Raw genomic sequence first — 22,208 nt, 5'->3', positions numbered from 1 at the left:
CCGGTCAGGCCGCTGTTTTCCGCGTGTCCACCAGCGACCACCAACTGGCGAGCGTGGGCGAGTCGGCCAGTTCTTCAAAGGTGACGGCGATTCCACGCTCCTTGAGTTCGGCGGCGAGTTTCATCACTTGCAGGGAGTCGAGGCCGTAGAAAATCAGGTTTTCCTCGGGGTCCAGCTCTTCACCGTCTTCGATCAATTGCAACACGCGGGTTTTGAGCCAGGCGCGGGTGGTTTCCGCCGTCAGCAGATGGCGCAGCTGTTTCTTGTCGATCTTGCCCACGGCGGTGAGCGGCATGGTGTCGATCAGCCGGATGCGGTCGGGCAGTTTGTATTCGGCGATGCCCAGTTCGATCAGGTGGCGGCGCAGGGCGGGCGGCTTGAGGTTGGGATTGCACGAGACGACGAAGGCGCAGCTTTTTTCCCCGAGTGCGGCGTCGGGCATGGCGACCAGGCCGGCGTGGGTGACCTCGGGGTGCAACACGATGAGGTTTTCGATCTCTTCGGAAGCGACTTTTTCGCCCCCCCGGTTGATCTGGTCCTTGACCCGGCCGACGACGCGCAAGTCACCGCTGGGTGTCATTTGCACCAGGTCACCGGAGTAGTAGTAACCCTCGTTATCGAAGGCTTGAGCGTTCTGTTCGGGGCTCTGGTAGTAGCCGCAGAAGGTGTAGGGGCCGCGGGTAGCCAACATGCCGGGCTCGCCCTCCGCTACGGGCACACCTTGTTCATCGACGATTTTGATTTCGTCCCCCGGGCTGATCGGGCGGCCTTGGGTGGTAAAGATTTGCTCGTCGGTGTCATCCAGGCGAGTGTAGTTGATCAGGCCCTCGGCCATGCCGAACACCTGCTGCAGTTTGCAGCCGAGCACCCCGGGCACCTGGCGGGCCAGCGAGTCGGCGAACACGGCGCCGCCGACCTGGAGGAATTCAAGCGATTGCAGTTGCTCGGTGCGCTGCGGCGCGGCCTGCAGCCACAACGCGACGGCACTGGGCACCAGGGCGACGGTGTTGACTTCGTGGCGCTGGATCATTGCAAAGCAGGTCTGCGGTTCTGGGCTCGGCGCCATGATGATGGTACCGCCCGCGTACAATACGCCCAGGGCGCCCGGCGAGCTGAGCAGGAAGTTATGCGCTGCCGGCAGGGCGCACAAAAAGCGTGTTTGTGCGCTCAGGCCGCACACCTCGGCACTGGTACGGGCATTGTAGTGGTAGTCATTGTGGGTGCGTGGGATGAGCTTGGGTGTGCCGGTGCTGCCGCCGGATAACTGAAAGAGAGCAACTTCATCTGGTGCGCTGGGAGAGAAGTCCACGCGGCTGTCGCTTGGGCTTTCAATCCATGCGGTCAGGTTGTTGGGGAAGTGCTGTTCGCCGAGGAACAGCGTGACCTGAGGGCTTGCGCCGACTTCGTTGAGGTCGGCGAGGTAGCCGTCATCACGAAACACTTCATGCTCACGCGAGGCGATCAACAGCTTTGGTGTGATTTGTTTGGCGTAGCTTTTGAGCTCCAGTTTGCGATGGCTGTAGAGCGCGTTGAGCGGCACGATGCCGGCCTTGAGCAGCGCGAACAGCACGATGTAGAACTCGGCGATGTTGGGCAGTTGCACCAGCGCGGTGTCGCCGTGGCCAAGTCCGTTGGCGGCCAGGCGCGAGGCCAGGTTGGAGGACAGTTGGTCTAGCTCGCCGTAACTGAAGCGACGCTCGCCGCAAATGATCGCGCAAGCCTGGGGCTGTGCTTGGCTGCGGGCCTGAAGCAGGTGGGTGAGGGGTTGATCGATCCAGTAGCCGTTTTCCCGATAGCGTTGTGCTCTTTCGAGGGGCCAGTGCGTGAATTCTAGAGTCATGAGGGTCACTGCTGAAAAATGGGGAAGTTAGTGGGCCAGGCCGCATGCGCGCAGCATGGTGCCGAGCTTGGTCTGGACTTCTGTCCATTCGGAGTCGGGGCTTGAGGCTTCGACGATGCCGGCGCCGGCGAACAGGCGGACCTTGTTGCGCTTGATGGTGCCGCATCGGATGGTCACGACCCATTCGCCGTTACCTTGGGCGTCGCACCAGCCGACCATGCCGGTGAACAGGCCGCGCTCGACGTGTTCGACGAATCGGATCAGGTGCCGGGCGCGCTCGGTAGGGAAGCCACAGACCGCAGGGGTTGGGTGCAGGCGGCAAGCCAACTGCAAGGCCGAGATGCCGGGGTCGGCCAGGGTGCCTTCGATACGAGTGGAGAGGTGCCACAACGCAGGCGTGCTGATCAGGCTAGGGCGCTGTGGCACGTTCAGTTGCGTGCACAATTCGCTGAGCTGGGAGGCGATGTCTTCGGTCACCAGGCGGTGTTCGTAGTGGTCTTTTTCCGAGGCGGCCAGCCAGTCGGCGTTACGTCGGTCGGCTTCGAGGTCAGCCATACGTTTGGCCGAGCCGGCCAGGGGGTTGGACACGAAGTCCAGACCGTCCTTGTGCACCAGCAATTCGGGGCTGACGCCGATCAGCGTGGCGCCGTCCGGCATGGGCACGCGAAAGTGGTAGCCGCCGGGGTTCTGGGCCCGCAGATTGTTCTGCATGGCGCTCACGTCCACATCTTGGGCAAACAGCAATTCGCGCTGCACCGAGAGCACTGCCTTGCGCACGTCGCTGTGGCGGAAGTTGACGATGGCGTGTTCGACCGTGCGCTTGAAGCCTTGCTCGTCCGGTATGTTTTTTTGTTCAAGCAGTTCCGGCATCGAGGCCGCGCCGGTTTGCACGGCACCGCTGCGGGCGCGCCACTCGGCGTGTTCGGGGATGTAGAGGCAGGACGCTTCAGCGGGGTCGAAGGGGATGGCACCGACGATAATCGGGTTGGCCTGGCCAGCTTTGCGCGCTTGTTCAAAGGCGTGCGAAACGGTTTTTTGAAACAGGCTGCTGGCGTTTTCGCCGGCGATGGCCGGAGTTTCGATACGTTGCAACATGCCGCTGACAGCTAGCTCACGATCACCCGAGGTAAATGAAAAACTCCGCGTTGCATCAAGCTGTTGCACCTCATCCATGTCGCTCGTCCTAAGGGTGCTCGTTCTCATTTGCAGAAAGCCTCCGTGGCTTGTGGTCGAAAATTTATATCTTGAAATATAATCATTATCGTTTTTAATAGGTGACGCTAATCATTTAGATTTGTCAATCACATGAGTGGACCATGAGAGAGTTAACTTCGATGCAAGCCGCCTGTTGGATCGGGCGTACTGCTCACGCCTTTTTAGGGAGGGTTTCGGCTCATCTTTATGCCGAGTTCGATGGCCATTCCATTGAACTGGACCGCTTACGCGAAGCGCTTGAGCGGGCCAGCCTGCTGCATCCGATGCTGCGAGTGCGGGTGGATGCGCAAGGGCTGCAATTCATTGCTTCCATGGACCAATCGCCTCAGTTGGAAGTCGAAGACCTGCGTGCCATGACCGCGCCGGAGGCCGCCCGCCACCTGCTGGCCAAACGGGAGGCGTGGACACATCAGCAACTGGACCTCGGCCATGGGCCGGGCGCCCGGTTTGCAGTAAGCCTGATGGCGGACGATAGGTTTCGCCTGCATGTCGATACCGACATGATCGCCATCGACCCATCCAGTTTCCGCACGCTGATGGAGGACTTGGCCCGGCTTTACGAGCAGCCCGATGACACGCTGCCGCACACGCCATCCTTCTTCGATTGGTACGACAAGGCCCGTGTCGACCCGGCGCTCAAGGCCGCTCGTGATCGCGACCGTGCCTGGTGGCGTGAGCGCCTGGCGCACGTTGCCCCGGCACCCACCTTGCCATTGCTTGAACGCCCGCCGGAGCAAGCGCAAAGCCACCGGCTCCATACCTGGCTGGGCCCCGTCGAGCGTCAGGCATTGCAACAAGTGGCACGGGAACGCAGGATTACCCTCTCGACCTTGATGATGGGGCTGTTTGCGGCGGTGCTCGGTGAGCAGACCGGCGACCGTAGCTTGCGCCTCAATGTACCGACGTTCTGGCGCCAGCCGTTGGTGGATAATGTCGAGCGCGTAGTGGGTGACTTTGCCAATGTGTTGATTCTGGATGTGGACATCGAGTCCGCCGCCACGCCGGCCGTGCTGTGTGCGCAGCTGGCGAAAAAAATGGTCACCCTGCTTGAGCATTGCGCCTATCCGGGCGTGAATGTGATGCGCGATCTGTCCCGCCATCAGGGTTCGCCACAGCTGGCGCCGGTGGTCTTTACTGCTGCGCTGGACATGCCCGGTGGCGACTTGCTTTCGCCGCGCGTCCGGCGTGTATTCGGCCCGATGAATTGGGTCATCTCCCAAGGGCCTCAGGTGGCTCTTGATGCACAGATTGCCTGCGCCGATGGCGGTATCCTGATCAATTGGGATATCCGTCTTGATGCGTTGCCACTGCCGTGGGTAACGACGTTCTTTGACCGCTTTGTGGCGATTACGCAGGAAGTGGCGGCCGATTCTCGCGCGTTGGATCAAACGCTCAATGTCGGTGTATCGCGCACTCTCGAAAAACCACTGTCAGCACTGCAGCAGGCGTACTTATTGGGCCGTGGCACCCAGGTGCCTCTCGGCGGCGTGGCCATGCAGGAGTTTCGTGAATACCACGGGGCCATGGACCCGACGCTGCTGCGCAGTCGCCTGACGGCGATGGTTCAGCGCCATGACAGCCTGCGCACACGGGTGGATGCGCTCAAGCTGGTGAGTTATGTCAGCGATGAAGCCTGCATCAATCTAGAGGAAGTTGACCTCACCTCGATGTCGACGCAAGCAGCGTCGGCCTACATCGATGGGCGTCGTGAGGCATACGCCCACGCCATCTTCGAGCTGGACCGTGCGCCTTGGAATGTCACGATCTTCCACCTGCCCGACCACCAGTTGACAGTGTTCGTGCGCCTGGATGCGTTGATCCTCGACGGCCGCTCCATTGCTGCGTTGTTGGTCGAGCTGTTCGACGGCCTGACTGGCGATGAGCCCGCTGCCGAGGCTGCGCCTGCCTCGGTGGATCAGACCGGTCAACGCAAGGCCGATGCGGTTTACTGGAAGACCAAGCTCGCCGATGTGACGGGTGCACCACGCCTGCCATGGCGGGTGCCGCTCGATCAAGTGCGGGCATCGCGCTACGAGCGCCAAAGCCGGCAAGTGCCCAAGGCGGTATTCAACGGTTTCTGCAAATTGGGCGCCCGGCAGCGGCTATTCAAGAACTCCGCCCTGATGGCGCTGGTAATGGAGGTGCTGTCCCACTGGATCGATGAGGGCAGCTTGTGCGTGGCGGTGCCTGTTGCGCCGCAAACGGGTGGTGCATTTGCCAATCGTTCCAGCTTTATCGCGATCAACCGAAGCGAGGCTCCCGGCACCTTGACGGAGCGTGCGGCGAAGCTGCAAGTGGACGTGCTGGAAGGGCTGCAACACCTGGCCTATTCGGGCGTTGACCTCGCCCGGTTGCTGTTCGAATCCCACGGCCCTGGGCCAGTGCTGCCGGTGGTGATTACCAATGGTTTTTCCTGGCCAGTGTCGGCGTCGAACAGTCTAATGCAGTTGCAAGGCGGCCTGACCCAGACGCCTCAGGTGGCCATGGATATTCGCTTCTGGGCTAACGCCGAGGGCGCGCTGATGCTGGATATCGACTATGCACGGGAAGTCCTGGACCCAGCGGTGGTTCACGACATCCTGGATGCGCTGGAAAAGGCCATCAGCCAGATCAGCGCCAGCGGTGAGTTTGCCATGGACGCTACCGCGATCATCGACACCTCTCACTATCGCCTCAATAGCTCGACGACCGAGGCCAGTGCCGAAGGATTCCTGGAGCAAATCGCCAAGCACCTGTTCGATCCCGCCAATCAACGGATCGCCCTGATCAGCGGCGAGCGGCAGATCAGCTACGCCGAACTGGGAGCGGGGGTGTCGCGTGTCATTGCGGCGTTCAAGGTCCGTGGCATCGGGCCGGGCCAGGTGGTCGCCATCTGCTTGCCACGCAGCCCGGAGCACACCACGCTGACCTTGGCCTGTGCGTTGACGGGCGTGATCTGGGTACCTATCGACGCCTCGGCGCCAGACGAGCGTCGGAAGTATCTGTTGGAAAACTGTCGACCCGATCTGGTGGTCATCAGCTCGGGCGAGACGGTCGCGCAAGCCCACGCCACGCCGAACGAATTGCTGGCCGGGCCGCAGCCCAGTGCGCCAATGTTGGATGATCGCTCAATGAGCGAAGCGCCGGCGTATTACCTCTACACCTCAGGCACCACCGGCAAGCCCAAGTGCGTGGTGTTGTGCAACCGTGCCACGGCCAATGTCATCGGCAGCACCTTGTCACACTGGCGCGTGAGCCAGGGCGACGTGTTCATGTCGGTCACCCCGCTGCACCACGACATGTCGGTCTTCGATGTGCTTGGCTGCCTGACGGCCGGCGCCACTCTGGTGCTGCCTGGCGTCGGCGAGGAAAAGGATGCGGTGCGTTGGAATCAGTTGATCGCCAGGCACCGTGTGACATTGTGGTGTTCCGTGCCGGCCATTCTGGAAATGCTGCTGTCGTGCCGTGGTGAACATGACTTGGTCAGTCTGCGCCTGATCGCCCAGGGCGGCGACTACATCAAGCCGGGCGTGATCGCCGAGTTGCGCGGGCTGCTGCCATCGTCCCGCCTGATTTCCCTGGGGGGGCCGACAGAAACCACGATTTGGAGCATCTGGCACGACATCACTGCTGATGACCAGCTGCAAATTCCCTACGGCCGACCGTTACCGGGCAACTGTTATCTGGTTCTCGATGCCCAGGGAGCCCATTGCCCAGCAGGCGTTGTCGGTCGCATTCATACGGCAGGCGTCAACCTGGCCCTGGGCTATCTGGAAAACGGCGCGCTGGCACAAACCGAATTTATCAGCGTCATCGATGAGCACGGCCAGGCCGTACGCGCATTTCGGACCGGTGACTGCGGGCGCTATCGCCGTGACGGCACGTTGATGTTCGACAGCCGTGTGAATGGCTACGTGAAGGTGCGCGGCGTACGCGTGTCGCTGCCCGACATCGAGATCGAGCTGATCAAGCATCCGGCGGTCAGGCATGTGCTGGTAGTGGACTACGGCGAACAGCGCCAGGGCGAGGTCAACATTGGTGCGCTGTACGTGAGTGCCGAAGACGCCGCCCCCTTGACCGCCGCCGAGTTGCGCCAGTTCGCCCGCGAGCATTTGCCGCAATCCCATGTGCCCACGCGATTCCTGGCGGTGGAGGCGCTGCCGTTATCGCAAAACGGCAAGCCTGATCGCCCGCGTGCCCGCAGCTTGTTGCAGGAACCTGCCGAAGAGGTCGTTGCGACCCAGGGCAACAAGGTCTTGGCGATCTACCTGAGTGTGTTGGGCAGGCCCCCGCAGGATGGCGCCAATGCATCGGTCGACTTCATCAGTCTGGGCCTGCGGCCCCAGCATTTGAAAGCCATCGCGGCCCGGCTCCAAGAGGAACTGGCGGTGACGCTTTCCCCCGGACAATTACTGCGTTGCCGTAACGCACAAGATGTCGAGCGATTGCTCGCCTGCGCATAACCACATAGCAATACCCAGGGAGACAGATTGGATGACGGATTTACCCACTGTAGATATCGCCGGTGTTGGCATCGGGCCCTTTAACCTCGGGTTGGCCGCTTTATTGTCCAAACATTCCGGCGTGACCAGTCTTTTCCTGGATCGCAAAGCCGAATTTCGTTGGCATGAAGGGTTGCTCTTACCGGGCACCACGTTGCAGGTGCCGTTTCTGGCGGACCTGGTGACGATGGCCGACCCGACCCACGAACTGAGCTATCTGAATTACCTGCACCAGCACGATCGCCTGTATCAGTTCTATTACTACGAGAACTTCCAGGTGCCGCGCCGCGAGTACGATCACTATTGTCGTTGGGCTTCGCTGCAGTTGCCGACGTGCCATTTCGGCGAGGATATCTGTGATGTGACTTACGACGCGGGCGCCGAAAAGTTCCTGATTGAAAGCCAGTCCGTGTCGGGCTTCAAACGCTACTATTCCAGTCGAAACCTGGCGGTAGGCATCGGCACTACGCCGATATTGCCGCAATGGACTCAGGTAAAAAGCACGGCGCCCATCATGCATTCGGCGGAGTTTGGCAAGCGCCAGGCGCAGTTGTCGGAATGTCGGCGTGTCACCGTGATTGGCTCCGGCCAGAGCGCCGCCGAGTGCGTGCTCGCGTTATTCAATGAGCTGACCCCCGAGCGGATTGCCGCGGGCGCCTCGATCCGCTGGATCACCCGTTCAGCCGGTTTCCACCCCATGGAATACTCCAAGCTGGGGCAGGAGTGCTTTACGCCGTCCTATATGGAGTACTTCCACAGCCTCCCGCGTGAGCGCCGTCGTGAGGTCGTGGCCAAGCAGGGGTTGTTGTACAAGGGCATCAGTTTTTCCACTATCGCCGCTATCTACGACTTGATCTATGAGCGCTCCATCGGCGGCAATGATCCTGGCCTGACCTTGATGTCCAACTGTGAGGTCGAGACGGTCGAGGATGTCGCCGGTACGCTGCGTATTGCCTATCGGCATCGTGAGCTGGACCAGACCGGCAGCCTGGAGGCGGACGCGATTGTGGCCGCCACGGGCTACGGGCATGCCTGGCCGCAGTGGTTTGAGCGGCTCAAGGGGACAGTGCTGGAAACCGATGAGCACGGTGACTGCCTTGTGGAGGATGACTTCACTGCACGTCGCTGTGATGACGGGGCAGGGCGTATCTTTGTGCAGAACGCCGAGATCTTCCAGCATGGCGTGGGCTCGCCGGACCTGGGCATTGCCGCGATTCGTAATGCGAGCATTGCCAATCAACTGCTCGGCCGCCCGCACTACCGCCTGCCCAAACGTTCGTCGTTCCAGCGTTATGGCATGCATGAGGTTTAGTGCGTGAAAGGCAGGGCCTTGGTGTTACCAAGGCCCTGTTGAAGGTCAGACGCGGATGTGGTCCAGGGTGATGCCATCGGCGCCAGGTGTCGCAAACAGCGCGAACATCTGCTCAATCGTGGCGCTCATGCGAGCCATCTGTTCTGCACTGTAACGATCCGAACGGTAGGTGATCACCAGGCGCAATGCGCGCTTGCCGTCGAGTGTGTTTTCCATGATCTCGAACTGAATACCGAACATCGACTGGTTCTTGTCCGGGTCAATCTGGCGGTAGCGGATTGCGCCGTTGTCCGGTGTGCTCAGGGCGCCGTTCAAGGCGTTGTTGGCGTGAATCTGGATGTACACGTCGAACAGCAGTCCATCCGCCGGCGTCATGCCCAGGGCCTGTTGAATCTGCTCCATCGGCACATCGGCGTAGGCCATCGAGTCGTTGATCAAGCGACTGACGCTTTCAATCATGGCGCCGACGGCTTGCCGAGCATCGAATTGCACGCGGTGCGCGACCATGGTGGTGAAGTAGCCGACCGTGTCGTAATACGCGGGGTCTGTGCGACCGGAAGCCGACGTGCCCACTACCAGGTCTTTCAAATCGCCGAGCTTGTACAGGGAAAGCACGATTGCCGAATAAACCACGCCGAACAGTGACGCGTTGTTCTGGCGGGCGAAGGCGTACAGGTGGTCGGTCGTGCCCTGGGTGGGCTTGATCTCGAACCACTGGGCCTTGGTCGAAACCTGTGCGGGCTGTGCCTCGGAGGAGGGCAGCGTCAGGCCACGGGTGGCGTCGCGCAGCATACTGGTCCAGTAGTCGAGGTGCTTCCGGTTGATCCCGGCGGCTTGCTGGCGCACGGCGAACTCATGGAAGGACGGTGCCGGGCTTTTCCAGACGGGCGCTTTGTCGGCTGCACGGGCCAGGTAAGCCTGGGCCAGTTCTTCCATCATCACGTTGAGCGACCATTCATCGATGGCCATGTGGTGGACGAGCAGCGACAAGGTTTGGCGTTGATGTTGCGAGCCCTGAATGAAGCGCACCCGCAGGGGTAACTCGCGGGTCAGATCGAACTGATAGGTGGCTTCACTTTGCAGGGTGACGCCCTGGCTTTCGCGGCTCGGCCAGAACCACTTGAACTGCGATAGCTGAGAGGTCGGCACGATTTGCTGGTATGCCTCGTCACTCTCGAAGTGGAAGGTGCTACGCAGGCTGGCATGGCGCTCAAGCAGGTCATGGAATGCCTGCTCGAACAGCACTTCGTCCACCGTGTCAAGAAACTCCACGGCAAACGGCAGGTTGAAGATCGTACCGAATTCGAAGGCGGCGTAAGCGCGTCCCAGGGATGCCTGGGCCAGTGCAAACGGTGCTTTTTGTACGTCTTGCGGCGAGCCGGTGGCGGTCGTTGGCGCAGCGTCTCTCGCGATGACCTGGGCGCGCGCCGCCAAGGCGGTTGCCGAGGGGGCGCTGAAGAAATCATTGAACTGGACTTCGATGCTGTGGCTGCTCAACAGCTTGCCGATGATGCGGGTGGCCAGCAGCGAGTGGCCGCCAAAGTCGAAGAAGTCATCTGTCGCCAACATGCCCGGTTCCGCCAGGGCTTCGCGGAACTCGGCGAGGATGATGGCTGCAACGTCAGGTGTTTCGGTTTGGGCGGCGTTCTCGCCGATGTCCGCCTGGCGGTGCAGCCAAGGCAGTGGCGTATCAACTGTGTGCATGATCTTGCGGTACAGGTCGTTCGCCTGGCAGGTCTGGTCAAGAATCGGGTGAAGGACCAGTGCGAGGATGGGCGCCTCCGGCGTTTGCATTATCAGCGCCTTGAACGGCGGCTGGTGCTCAGCGTCCCACGGCGCGGCTTGTTCGGGGAGCAGGTAGTGACTGGCGTCACCGGTTACCTGAATGCGCTCGATGCACGCTTGCCAGTCGCGCGCCTGGACCTTGTCGACTTCGCCGTCATCGTTGAACTGATAGCGGGCATTCAGCTCAGGGATTGATTCGATCACCGCCTGGAGTGCTGACTCCAGCCTTGCGGGGTCGACATCCGCGTCGAGTTTCCAGGCACTCAAGTGCCTGAGAATGCGCTCGGGATATTGCTGCTGCAAGAGCCAAATATGCGCTTCGTAATCGGTGGCAGACCGTTTCGAAAACGTATCTGGAGTGAGTTCCATCATGGAAGTTTCCCGCCTTATCAGACTGAACAGTAAGAAGTAGAGATGGCACCAAGTGCCGACAGACCCATCCTCGGTCTGGTGTAACGCCTGGGAACCCGGGCGTCAAAGGACGTGCAATCCGGCTGCGTTGCAGGGGCTTTATGAACACCGTATGATCACAAATAATAATCATACATATTCGCATTAGTCAAAAGCTGATCGCGGGTGGATTCGTCTCAGGAGAGGTGTTGTGAACAACGGAGCGTTTGCGTCCAAGCAGCAATTCGAAAAGCTGTATGTCGACCATCACCGCTGGTTGTGCAGGTTGCTGCGGCGCAAGCTGGGCAATTCGGTGGATGCTGCGGATCTGGCCCACGATATCTATCTCAACCTCATCAAGAAGGGCCGCGTGCCTTCGATTGAAGACTCGCGCTGCCACTTGTCCCAGATCGCCAAAGGCATGGTGATTGACCTGTATCGTCGCCGTCACCGCGAAGCCTGCCACCTCGAAACCTTGATGCAGCAGGCCGAACCGCTGGTGCCGTCGGAAGAGGTGCGGGCGCTGGCCACCGAGGCGCTGGTGCAAATCGATGACGCGCTGCATGCCAAACCGCCCAAGGCCCGCGAAGCACTGTTGCTGTGCAAGCTGCATGGCATGGGCCATCGGGACATCGCCGCGGAATTGAAAGTGTCGGTGTCTTCTGTCGAAAAATACATCGCGGCGGGCCTGCGGGCGTGCCATCCCTTCGCATCGGCGGCCGGGCTGTGAACAATTAAATCCGCAGCGCCGTTGAGGTTTTCGCCGTGTCGTTCGGAATACACGGTATGCACCGTGCAAAACGCTCGAACGCAAAGGACGCCAGGTACGCCACACGGTGGCCGGCAGTGGTTATTCAGGAGAGCTCATGAGCGTTAAAGACACACCCGTCGGTTCGGTATCCCAGGTATTACGCCCCATTCGCGGGCGTCTGATACTTGCCGCGGTACTGGCCGCCCTTGGAACCATGCAGACCATGGTGCCCCTGGCTGGCATTGCCCATATTGCTCAACTGGCCATGAGTGACGCAGCCAGTTGGGTCCAGTTGCAAGGCCCAGTCTGGCAAGTGGTCGGTGTCAGTCTGGCTTGCCTGTTCCTCGGCATGACCTTGATTTCGCTGGGGGAGATGGTCGCGCACCTGGCCGACAACCACATCACGGGCCACCTGCGCCAGGCCATCACCCGTCGGTTGGCCAGGGTGCCGCTGGGTTGGTTCACCAGTCGTGCTTCGGGTGAGGTCAAGCAGGCGATGCAGGATGACATCGGCACCTTGCACAGCTTGACGGCGCACTTTTTCACCACCCTCGGCCGTACGCTTGGGGCTGTGATCATCGCTGTCCTTTACCTGTTTGCCATGGACTGGCGCATGGCGATTGTCTCGCTGTTGCCATTCCCGCTGTTTTTCCTGTTTTTCACCCGCGCCACCAAGGCCAGTGGGGCTAACATGCAAGCGTTCGGCGCCGGCATGATGCGCATCAACAATGCCGTGGTCGAGTTTGTCAACGGTATTCCCGTGGTCAAGGCATTTGGCGCCGAGGGCAAGGCCCATGGCAGCTACCGGGATGCCGTGGATGACTTTGCTGCTGCGTTTACCGACTTTACCCGGCCACTGGTCAGCGCGATGGCCAACGCCCACGCCATGATCACGCCCGTAGCGGTACTCGGCGTGGTGCTGGCCTTCGGTACGCTGGGGGTGAGCCAGGGCTGGCTGGCTCCGGTAGACATCCTGCCGTTTGCCCTGGTCGCCCCGGGCATCTGCGCGCCGCTGTTGCTGCTGAGCTATATCACTCACGACCTGAACAACGCGACCGCCGCTGCCCAGCGCGTGCAAACCCTGCTGGAAACCCCTGTGCTCGAAACCCTGCCAGGCACCTCAGCACAATTGCCTGCAAACGCTGAAATTCGCGTCGAACACCTGAGCTACCACTATAACGACCAATCCCCGGTGCTCCAGGACCTTAGCTTCACCCTCAAGCCAGGCACGGTGACCGCCATTGTCGGCGCATCAGGTTCCGGCAAGTCGACCCTGGCCCGCCTGCTGCTGCGTTTTTTCGACCCGACCGAAGGGCGTATCACCTTGGGTGGCGTCGACCTGCGCCATATCGAGAGCCCCCAGTTGTACCGGCGCATCGGTTTCGTGTTGCAGGAAGTGCGCCTGGTTCACGCCAGCCTGCGCGACAACATTGCCCTGGGCCGTCCCTCGGCCAGCCAGCAGGAAATCGAGGCCGCCGCGCGTATTGCGAACATCCACGAACGCATCCTGGACCTGCCACGGGGCTATGACTCGGTGATCGGTGAAGATGTACAGCTCTCCGGCGGTGAGTTGCAGCGCGTCAGCATCGCCCGCGCCGTGTTGCTCGACCCACCCGTGTTGGTACTGGATGAAGCCACGGCGGCAGCCGATGCCGAAAATGAGGTGAAGCTGCAACAAGCCCTGTCGCGATTCGCCCAGGGTCGCACCCTTATGGTGATTGCTCACCGGCTCGACACGGTGATGCACGCCGACCAGATCATCCTGATCGACAACGGCACCCTCTGCGAGCAAGGCACCCACGCCGAGTTGCTCGCACGCAAAGGTCGCTACGCCAGGCTGTGGGCGTTGGGCGGTTATGAAAAAGCCAAGGAACAGGCGGTGTCGTCATGCTGAAAACCTTTATTCAACTGCTCGGCGAAGATGCCTCGGTATTGCGCCGCTATCTGGCAATGGCCCTGGTCTATGGCCTGCTCTGCGGGGTGACGATTGTCATGCTGGTGCCGATCCTCACCCACCTGCTGGGTGGTGATACCCACGCCGCCGCGCAATGGCTGATCGCGCTGGCCATCGGTGTAGTGGTGTGCTGGGCGCTGCGACGCAGCGTGGAAAAAGCCGGTATCCGCGTCGGCATCGCCGTGCTCCAGCGCGGCCGCCACCGCCTTGGCGACCATGTGGCGAAGTTGCCCGTAGGCTGGTTCAGCGCGCAAAACACGGCGCGGCTCAGCCATCTGGCGACTTCGGGCATGATGGAAATGGCGCAGTTGCCCGCACACGTGTTCACGCCACTGTTGACCGGTGTGGTCACGCCGGTGGTGATTCTTATCGCGCTGTTCACCCTGCACTGGCAAATGGGCCTGGTTGCCCTGGCGACCCTGCCGGTGTTGCTGGGCGTGTTCGTGTTGACTGCACGGCTGGGGCAGCGAGCCGACCACGACTTCCAGCATAACGCCGCCCTGACCAGCCAGCGCATGGTCGAGTTCGCCCAGGCGCAGTCGGTACTGCGTGCCTTCAATGGCGAGGACGGCGGTACACAGTTCCTCGAACAGGCCATCGCTCGCCAGCAGCAGGCTGCGAAGCATCTGATCCACGTATCGGCGATGTCAGTGGTGTTCAATGCGTGGGCGGTGCAGGCCGGTTTTGCTGCGCTGCTGGTGGCTGCCACCCTGTGGCTGGGCGACCTGCTGGGCGCCGGTCTGGAAGTGGGCTCGGTCATCGCCGTGATGATTACGCTATTGCTGGTCAGCCGCTTCATCGACCCGCTGCTGGAAGTGGCCGGTTACAGCGAAGTGCTGCGCGGTGCCCGTGGCCAGTTGGGCGCCGTGCGCGAGATTTTTGCAGTCAAGCCACTGCCGCAGCCACAGGCACCCGAGGCACCTGTCGATAGCTCCGTCGAGCTGTGCAATGTCAGCTTCGCTTATGCCGAGGGCCATCCCGAGGTGCTGCGCGATGTCAGCCTGCGCATCGAACCGGGCAGCATGTCCGCACTGGTGGGTGCTTCCGGCTCGGGCAAGACCACATTGGTGCGCTTGATCGCACGCTTCTTCGATGTGACCCAAGGCCGCGTGATCATCGGCGGCGTGGATGTGCGCCAGATGTCCGGTGAGCAACTGGCCGGCCAGATCAGCCAGATCTTCCAGGATGCCTACCTGTTCCAGGGCAGCATTGCCGACAACATCCGTATCGGCAAACCCGCGGCCGGCGATGCCGAAGTGATGGAAGCCGCGCGACAAGCCGGCGTGCTGGAAATCATCGAGCGACTGCCCCAGGGCCTGGACACGCCGGTGGGCGAGGGCGGGGCACGGTTGTCCGGTGGCGAACGCCAACGGATCTCCATCGCCCGTGCGCTGATCAAGGATGCACCGATCCTGCTGGTCGACGAAGCCACCGCGGCCCTTGATGCCGAGAACCAGGCCGCCATCGCCGAAGCGCTGGCGCGGCTGCGCGGCAAACGCACGCTGATCGTTATCGCCCACCAGCTTTCGACCGTGGTCATGGCCGATCAGATCCTGGTGCTCGATCAAGGCCAGCTCAGCGAACAAGGTTCCCATGCCCAATTGAGCGCCAAGCCTGGGCTGTATGCCCACTTTCTCGCCCAGCGCAGGGCGGCAAAAGGCTGGCGTATCGCGGGTGAGGGCGGTTCTTGAGTCGTGCAGCGTTAGTCGTCCTGTTTGTAGTGCTGTGCGGCCTGTCGCTGATGGTGGGGGTCAAGCAGGTGTCGTGGGTCGAGCTGCTGAGCTTTTCCGACGACGCCTGGCTGACCCTCACCGCGAGCCGGCTGCCACGCCTGGCCGCGCTGATCCTCACCGGGGTCGGGTTGGCCGTGTGCGGGGTGATCCTGCAGCAGATCGTGCGTAACCGCTTCGTCGAGCCCGGTACTTGCGGTGGGCTGGATGCCGCCAAGCTGGGCATCCTGATTTCCCTGACGGTAGCTCCGGGAGCCGGGGCCGCCGGTAGAATGCTGTTTGCCTTGGCCTTTTGCTTTGCTGCCAGCCTGATCTATGTCGCGATCATCCGGCGCATCCAGTTCAAGAACACCGTAATGGTGCCGGTGATCGGCCTGATGTACGGCAGCGTGCTGAGCGCCGTCGCCGAGTTCTACGCTTACCGTCACAACATCCTGCAGAGCATGCAGGGTTGGATGCTCGGCGATTTCTCGAAGATCGTGCAGGGCAATTACGAGATCATCTACCTGATCCTGCCCATTGTCGTGCTGACCTACCTGTATGCCCATCGTTTCACCGTACTGGGCATGGGGGAGGGCATGGCCAGCAGCCTGGGCCTGAACTACGCCGCCAACGCGGCGCTGGGCTTGATGTTGGTCGCCGTTACCGTCTCCGCCACGGTGATTACCGTGGGGGCGATCCCCTTCGTCGGGCTGGTGATTCCCAATCTGGTTGCCCTGCACTACGGTGAAAACCTGGAGCGCACGCTGCCCATCGTCGCCCTGTGCGGTGCCTCGTTGCTGTTGGCCTGCGACATCCTCGGCCGCCTGCTGATCTACCCCTTCGAAGTGCCGATCGGCCTGACTGCCGGCTGCATTGGCGGTGTGGTGTTCCTGGTGCTGCTGATCCGGAAGTACGCATGAAACACCTGGCTACCCGTTATGGCCCCTGGCTGCTGGTGTTATTGCTGGCCCTTGGGTTCCTGTTGCTGGGCTCAGGCCTGGATTTCGATTACATCATTCCCAAGCGGCTTACCCGCCTGGCCGCAATGGGCATTGCCGGCGTGTGCATTGCGTATTCGTCGGTGATTTTCCAGACCATCGCCGGCAACCGCCTCCTCACGCCGGCCATCATGGGCTATGAGGCAATCTATCTGTTGTTCCAGGCGTTGCTGATTCTGGTGCTGGGTACCCAGAGCCTGGTGCTGCTGGGGCGTGACGGCAACGTGCTGTTATCGGTGCTGTTGATGCTCGGCTATTCGTGGCTCCTCCATCGGTGGCTGTTGCGCGACGGCAGTCACAACGTGTACCTGCTGTTGCTGCTGGGGTTGGTGTTGAGCATGGTGATGGGCACCTTCACCCAATTCATCCAGTTGAAGATCAGCCCCGGGGAGTTCTCGATTTTCCAGGGATTCAACTACGCCTCCTTCAACAAGGCGCAAACGGGGCAGGTGATCTATTCGGGCGTATTGGTGGCGGTGGTGTGTTTCATCGCCCAGCGCACGTTGCCGGTGCTCGATGTGTTGGCCCTGGGACGTGACCAGGCGATTTCCCTGGGGGTCGACTACCCACGCAGCGTGCGCCTGCAACTGGCACTGATCGCCGTTCTGGTAGCGGTGTCCACCAGCCTAGTGGGGCCGACCGCGTTCATGGGCGTGTTCGTCGCCAACATCGCCTATGCCTTGGCCCGCACCACGCGGCACAGGGTCACCTTGCCTCTGGGCTGTGCGATTGTTATTGGCATTTTCATCATCGCTCAGTATCTGGTGGAGCAATGGTTCAACTACAACACCTCCGTGAGCATTCTCATCAACCTGCTGTGCGGTGTGTATTTCCTCGCGCTGATGATCCGAACCCGAGGCACGGCATGATCTCTCTCCAACACGTCTACAAAGCCTATGGCGCCAAGCATGTGCTGAGTGACGTCAGTGTGCAGTTCCCACCGGGGCAGGTGACCTCATTGATCGGCCCCAACGGGGCGGGCAAATCCACCTTGTTGATGTTGATCGCCCGTCTGTTGCCGCCTACCCGTGGCGATGTACTGATGGGCGGGCGCAGCATCGCCGACGTACCGGTACGCGACTACGCCAAGCGCGTCGCCACCTTGCGTCAGTCGCCGGATTTCAACCTGCGCCTCACCGTCGAAGAGCTGGTGGCCTTCGGGCGTTTCCCCTACAGCCGAGGCGCGCTCACCGCCCAGGACCGGGTGGTGATCGACGAGGCCATCGACTTCCTTTCACTGCAACCGCTGCGCCTTTGTTACATCGACGAGCTCAGCGGCGGGCAGCGGCAGATGGCGTTCCTGGCAATGACGATCGCTCAGCAAACCGATTATCTGTTGCTGGATGAGCCGCTCAATAATCTCGACATGAAGCACGGTGTTCAAATCATGCGCGCCTTGCGCCGCTTGTGTGATGAGCAAGGTCGCACGGTGATCCTGGTGGTGCATGACATCAACTTCGCGGCCAATTATTCCGACCATATCGTGGCGATGAAAGGCGGCGCCATCCATCGTCACGGCCCAGTCGACCAGGTAGTGACTGAGGCCAACCTGCGCGAACTGTTCGACCTGGATTTCGAGATTCTGCACAGCCAACAAGGCTTCGTTTGCAACTACTTCAACCCATCACCTTCAAGGGAACTGACATGAGCACTGATCGCACGAACAGAATGCACGCGCTACTGCTGACGATGGCCGTGGCGGCGGGGCTGCAGGGGTGTGACAAACCGGCGCCAGAGGCCAAGGCCCCAGTCGTGGCGCAGGCGGCCTACGCGCCGATCACCATCGAGCATCCGCTGGGCACCACCGTGGTCACTCAGTTGCCCCAGCGTGTAGTGGCCTTCGACATGAGCGAGCTCGACACCCTGGATCAACTCGGTGCCCCTGTGGTCGGTATCGCCAAGGACTACGTTACCAGCTTCCTCACTCGCTACCGTGACGACACGAATGTCGCGGATGTGGGCTCGACCATCCAGCCCAACCTGGAACGCCTGCATGCGCTCAAGCCCGACCTGATCCTGATCTCTCCGCTTCAGGCCCAGAGCTATAAGGAACTCAGCCAGATCGCTCCAACCGTGTACGACGACATGGACCTGACCAACAAAAAAGGCAATCTCATCGAGACCGCCAAGGCCCATTTGACCCTGCTGGGACGTATCCTCGACAAGCCGGAACTCGCCCGCCAGAAAGTGGCGCAAATGGATGCCAAGGTCGCGCAGACCCGCCAAGTCACTGCCGGTCGCCCCGAGAAGGCCTTGATCGTGCTGCATAACAATGGTGCCTTCACCTCCTACGGCGTGAAATCGCGCTACGGTTTTGTGTTCGACACTCTGGGCGTTAAACCGGCCAGCACCGACATCGAGGCCGGCTTGCATGGTCAGCCGATTTCCAATGAGTTCATTCAGCAGGCCGACCCGGACATTCTGTACATCATCGACCGCACGGCAGTGATGGAGCACCGCCCGGCCCTTGACCTCAAGAGCCTCGACAACCCACTGCTGCGCAAGACAAAGGCATGGAACAACGGCCGGGTGGTCTTCGTCGACGCCCAGACCTGGTACCTGTGCACGGCCAGTGTGACCTGCCTTAACCGCATGGCGGACGAGGTGGTCGAAGGCTACAAAGGCTGATCCAGACACGCGTCGTGGTACCCAAAGCCGCTGCCATTCAGGTCGCGGCTTTTTTTTGGGAATATTTATCATTTAGATTGAGGGTTTGTAGTTCTGGTACGGAAACCTAGTGAATGCACTTCAATACTTCGCATCGAAAGGAATCCAGCATGTCGGAACACGGCCGCCCAACTCGCGCCCACCCTGATTTATTCCAGGCTACACCGCGTACTTTCCCGTTTACCTTGAACCGTACGTTCTGCGCCGTGCAGATGGCCTTGCTGCTCGGGTTGAGCGGCGGCTCGCCGGCAGTGTCGGCGGCGCCTGAACCGGAGCCGGCCACCCAGGTCCGGGCCGAAGCGGAAAAGAACAGCCTGGTGCTGTCGGAAACCATCATCGACGGCGAGCGGCTCGCCACCGACGACCTGCCACCTGCGTACGCGGGTGGGCAGGTCGCCACGGGCGGTCGTATCGGGCTGCTGGGCAACAAGGACTTCATGGAAACACCGTTCAACGCCATCAGCTATACCGATGAATTCGTGCGCAACCACCAGGCCAAGGACATCGGCTCGGTAATCGGCGCCACTGACCCGTCGGTCAACGTGCCGTCCAAGCGGGCCATCCTCGAAACCTTCTTCATCCGCGGCTTCAACACCAGCGCCAACGACATCACCTTCAACGGCCTTGCCGGCATGGCGCCGAACCTGCGCGGCTCGACCGAACTGGCCGAGCGTATCGAAGTGCTCAAGGGCCCGTCTGCGCTGCTCAACGGCATGCCGCCCGATGGCAGCGTCGCCGGCAGCATCAACATGGTGCCCAAGCGCGCCGCCGACGAGCCGCTGACGCGCCTCACCACCAGTTACGAATCCAACGGGCTGTATGGCGCCCACGCTGACGTGGGCCGGCGCTTCGGCGAGCAGAACCAGTTCGGTATCCGCTACAACGGCGTGTACCGCGATGGCGACACCAACGTGGACGACCAGCAGCAAAAGATGCAACTCAACGCCCTGGGCCTGGACTGGCGCACTGAGCGCGTACGCCTGTCCCTGGACGCTTACAAGCAGCGTGAGCGCCTGGATGGCGCCAACTATTTCGGTATTTTCGGCATCTCGCCAACGGTCAATAAAGTGCCCAGCCCGAAGAAGGGCGATAACTCCCTGGCGCCCGACTGGGCCTACACCATCAACGACACCGAAACCGTGTTGATCCGTGGCGAGGTCGACCTGAATGACTCGCTCACCGCCTTTGCCGCCTATGGCCAGCGCGACGGTGGCCGCAATGCCCTGATGACCCGTGACACGTTGATCAACAACGCCGGAGACATCGACGTGCTGGCTTATCGCTCGGACGGGCAGGGCACGCAGAAGTCCGGTGAAGCCGGCCTCAAGGGCACTTTCGACACCGGCCCGGTAGGCCACGCCTGGTCTGTGGCAGCCACCCAGTACAAATCGGAGATGAGCTTCAAGGATTTGATGATCCCCAACTATGTAGTCACCAACTACGACAACCTCGACTTCGGTGCAACACCGCCTCTGGGCAAATACGGCGCCGTCACCTCCCGCAGCGAAGCCAAGCTGAGAAGCTTTGCGTTCCTCGACACTCTGTCGTTCCTCGATGGCCGCGTGCAATGGACCGTGGGCTGGCGCAACCAGACCGTGGAAAGCGCCAGCCTGACGCCGGCCCGGGTCAAGACGTCCCGCTACAGCGACAGCAAGGTGTCGCCGGCGACAGCGTTGCTGGTCAAGGTCACCGATGATGTTTCGCTCTATGCCAACTACATCGAAGGTTTGTCCCAAGGGGGCACGGCACCCACCAGCGCCGCCAACTCGGGTGAAATCCTCAGCCCTTACCAGACCAAGCAGTATGAGGTCGGCGCCAAGTTCGACCTGGGCACCTTCGCCACGACACTGGCCGTGTTCCAGATTGAAAAACCCAGCGCCTACACCGACCCCATCACCAATATTTACGCCACCAACGGCGAGCAGCGTAACCGTGGCGTGGAATGGAGTTTCTTCGGTGAAGTCCAACCCGGCCTGCGCCTGATGGGCGGCGCGTCCTATACTCAGGCTGAACTGACCAAGGCGTTGGTCAAATCCAACGAAGGCAACCAAGTGACCGGCGTACCGAAGATCATCGCCAAACTGGGCGCCGAATACGACCTTGAGATGGTGCCGGGGCTGACCCTGACCGCCAACACCAACTACGTTGGCAGCCGCTACGTTACCGACGACCATCGTATGGAACTGCCGTCCTACACCGTGTTTGATGTGGGCGGCCGCTACACCACCAAAGTCATGTCCAAGCCAGTGACCTTGCGCGCCAATGTCGAGAACGTGGCCAACCGTGCTTATTGGATCGGTTCGTACAACGGTGGCGACGGCAGCGGATTGTCCGGTGGCCTGGGTACGCCACGTACGCTGCAACTGTCGGCCTCGGTGGACTTTTAACCCTCAAGCCAAGCGTGGAGGCGTCCTGGGACGCATCCACGCTGGCTTGTTTCAACGCTGCGAAAAATTCCCGCGATAATTGAGCCTTCAGATAGCCAACACGAGTAGGACTCGCCATGAACACGAAGTGCATGGCCCGTTGAGAGAGGGCAGCAGATGTGACGGGCACCGATTTATCGGAATCGCATAAGCCATTGATTTCATTGATAGAAGTGAACAGTGCTAGCTCTAGATTGGAAAACAGATTTCTGTTTTCCGGTAAAAAGCTGCAATTCCAGCCATTTTCCACTCAACGACTGCACTGAACGGGTGTTTAGTCGAACAGTTGTACGACAACCTCTAGCCACGTCCTGAACTCAGCCACAGGCCAAGCGCGAATGTCTTTAAGGGGCTTTGTCGCGACCTCGCCGCGAGCTCAGCTGTCAACGGCGGTTAGTCATCGCCGGGAAACAGACTGGCAGTCCGCAATCATTATTCAGAGGTTGAATTCAACGCGTTCGCTATCCTAAGCGCCTAAATGGCTCGTTTAAATCCTACCCAACAAGCCCAAGGAAGCCGATGGTTGCATGCCAAGAAAGCGTCCAGGCGAAAGTACATTCAGTTCTGGAACGAGGTTCAGGCCATACATCAGGGATGCAGATTCTATCCTGCACTCATAAGAGACGCGATTTAATAGACGAAAAATTTCGCATTCTCTCAAGTGCTATAACCATGTC

The 22,208-nt window shown here is 60.8% G+C and carries 13 protein-coding genes; 10 read left to right on the top strand and 3 right to left on the bottom strand.

Annotated features, from left to right (window positions below; all coding sequences use genetic code 11):
- Positions 1–4: 4 nt before the first annotated feature.
- Entirely contained in the window at positions 5–1,840 is a 1,836-nt protein-coding gene (locus IH404_RS15130; protein WP_005788360.1) for a (2,3-dihydroxybenzoyl)adenylate synthase, read from the bottom strand.
- Between the two features lie 27 nt (positions 1,841–1,867).
- On the bottom strand, positions 1,868–3,013 hold the full coding sequence (locus IH404_RS15125; protein ID WP_199803502.1) for an isochorismate synthase MenF: 1,146 nt from the start codon (positions 3,011–3,013) through the stop codon (positions 1,868–1,870).
- Positions 3,014–3,156: 143 nt separating this feature from the next.
- Between IH404_RS15125 and IH404_RS15120 the strand changes: the two genes are divergently transcribed.
- Together IH404_RS15120 and basC are read left to right on the top strand one after the other, a co-directional pair.
- Complete coding sequence (locus IH404_RS15120) at positions 3,157–7,497, top strand: non-ribosomal peptide synthetase (protein ID WP_194438269.1); 4,341 nt, start codon at positions 3,157–3,159, stop codon at positions 7,495–7,497.
- Positions 7,498–7,528: 31 nt separating this feature from the next.
- Entirely contained in the window at positions 7,529–8,848 is a 1,320-nt protein-coding gene (basC, locus tag IH404_RS15115; RefSeq protein WP_005788355.1) for a putative histamine N-monooxygenase, read from the top strand.
- A 45-nt stretch (positions 8,849–8,893) separates the two neighbouring features.
- Here the strand turns inward: basC and IH404_RS15110 are convergent, their stop codons facing one another.
- Positions 8,894–11,005, bottom strand: a complete 2,112-nt coding sequence (locus tag IH404_RS15110) for a condensation domain-containing protein (protein WP_194438267.1) — start codon at positions 11,003–11,005, stop codon at positions 8,894–8,896.
- Positions 11,006–11,234: 229 nt separating this feature from the next.
- Here IH404_RS15110 and IH404_RS15105 point away from each other — a divergent pair, with 229 nt between their 5' ends.
- From IH404_RS15105 to IH404_RS15070, 8 genes are all read left to right on the top strand, one after another.
- Positions 11,235–11,753 carry a sigma-70 family RNA polymerase sigma factor gene (locus tag IH404_RS15105; protein ID WP_194438265.1) on the top strand — a complete coding sequence of 173 codons (519 nt, stop codon included), beginning with the start codon at positions 11,235–11,237 and terminating at the stop codon, positions 11,751–11,753.
- A 136-nt stretch (positions 11,754–11,889) separates the two neighbouring features.
- Entirely contained in the window at positions 11,890–13,668 is a 1,779-nt protein-coding gene (locus IH404_RS15100; RefSeq protein ID WP_194438263.1) for an ABC transporter ATP-binding protein, read from the top strand.
- Positions 13,662–15,419 carry an ABC transporter ATP-binding protein gene (locus IH404_RS15095; protein ID WP_194438261.1) on the top strand — a complete coding sequence of 586 codons (1,758 nt, stop codon included), beginning with the start codon at positions 13,662–13,664 and terminating at the stop codon, positions 15,417–15,419. Before IH404_RS15100 ends, IH404_RS15095 begins: the two co-directional genes overlap by 7 nt.
- On the top strand, positions 15,416–16,360 hold the full coding sequence (locus tag IH404_RS15090) for an iron chelate uptake ABC transporter family permease subunit (protein ID WP_005788347.1): 945 nt from the start codon (positions 15,416–15,418) through the stop codon (positions 16,358–16,360). The genes IH404_RS15095 and IH404_RS15090 overlap by 4 nt, the downstream gene beginning before the upstream one ends.
- Entirely contained in the window at positions 16,357–17,307 is a 951-nt protein-coding gene (locus IH404_RS15085; RefSeq protein WP_194438259.1) for an iron chelate uptake ABC transporter family permease subunit, read from the top strand. Before IH404_RS15090 ends, IH404_RS15085 begins: the two co-directional genes overlap by 4 nt.
- Positions 17,304–18,086 (top strand): ATP-binding cassette domain-containing protein, encoded by a 783-nt coding sequence (locus IH404_RS15080; protein WP_194438257.1) that lies wholly within the window; start codon positions 17,304–17,306, stop codon positions 18,084–18,086. The genes IH404_RS15085 and IH404_RS15080 overlap by 4 nt, the downstream gene beginning before the upstream one ends.
- Complete coding sequence (locus IH404_RS15075) at positions 18,083–19,066, top strand: siderophore ABC transporter substrate-binding protein (RefSeq protein ID WP_122735052.1); 984 nt, start codon at positions 18,083–18,085, stop codon at positions 19,064–19,066. Before IH404_RS15080 ends, IH404_RS15075 begins: the two co-directional genes overlap by 4 nt.
- Positions 19,067–19,215: 149 nt before the next feature.
- Positions 19,216–21,492 carry a TonB-dependent siderophore receptor gene (locus tag IH404_RS15070; protein WP_242462609.1) on the top strand — a complete coding sequence of 759 codons (2,277 nt, stop codon included), beginning with the start codon at positions 19,216–19,218 and terminating at the stop codon, positions 21,490–21,492.
- The last annotated feature ends 716 nt before the right edge of the window (positions 21,493–22,208 follow it).

The organism is Pseudomonas sp. OST1909, from assembly GCF_015277575.1.
Classification (GTDB): domain Bacteria; phylum Pseudomonadota; class Gammaproteobacteria; order Pseudomonadales; family Pseudomonadaceae; genus Aquipseudomonas; species Aquipseudomonas synxantha_A.
The sequence above is the reverse complement of the archived record's forward strand: the minus strand, read 5'-3'. Positions and strand labels throughout refer to the sequence as shown.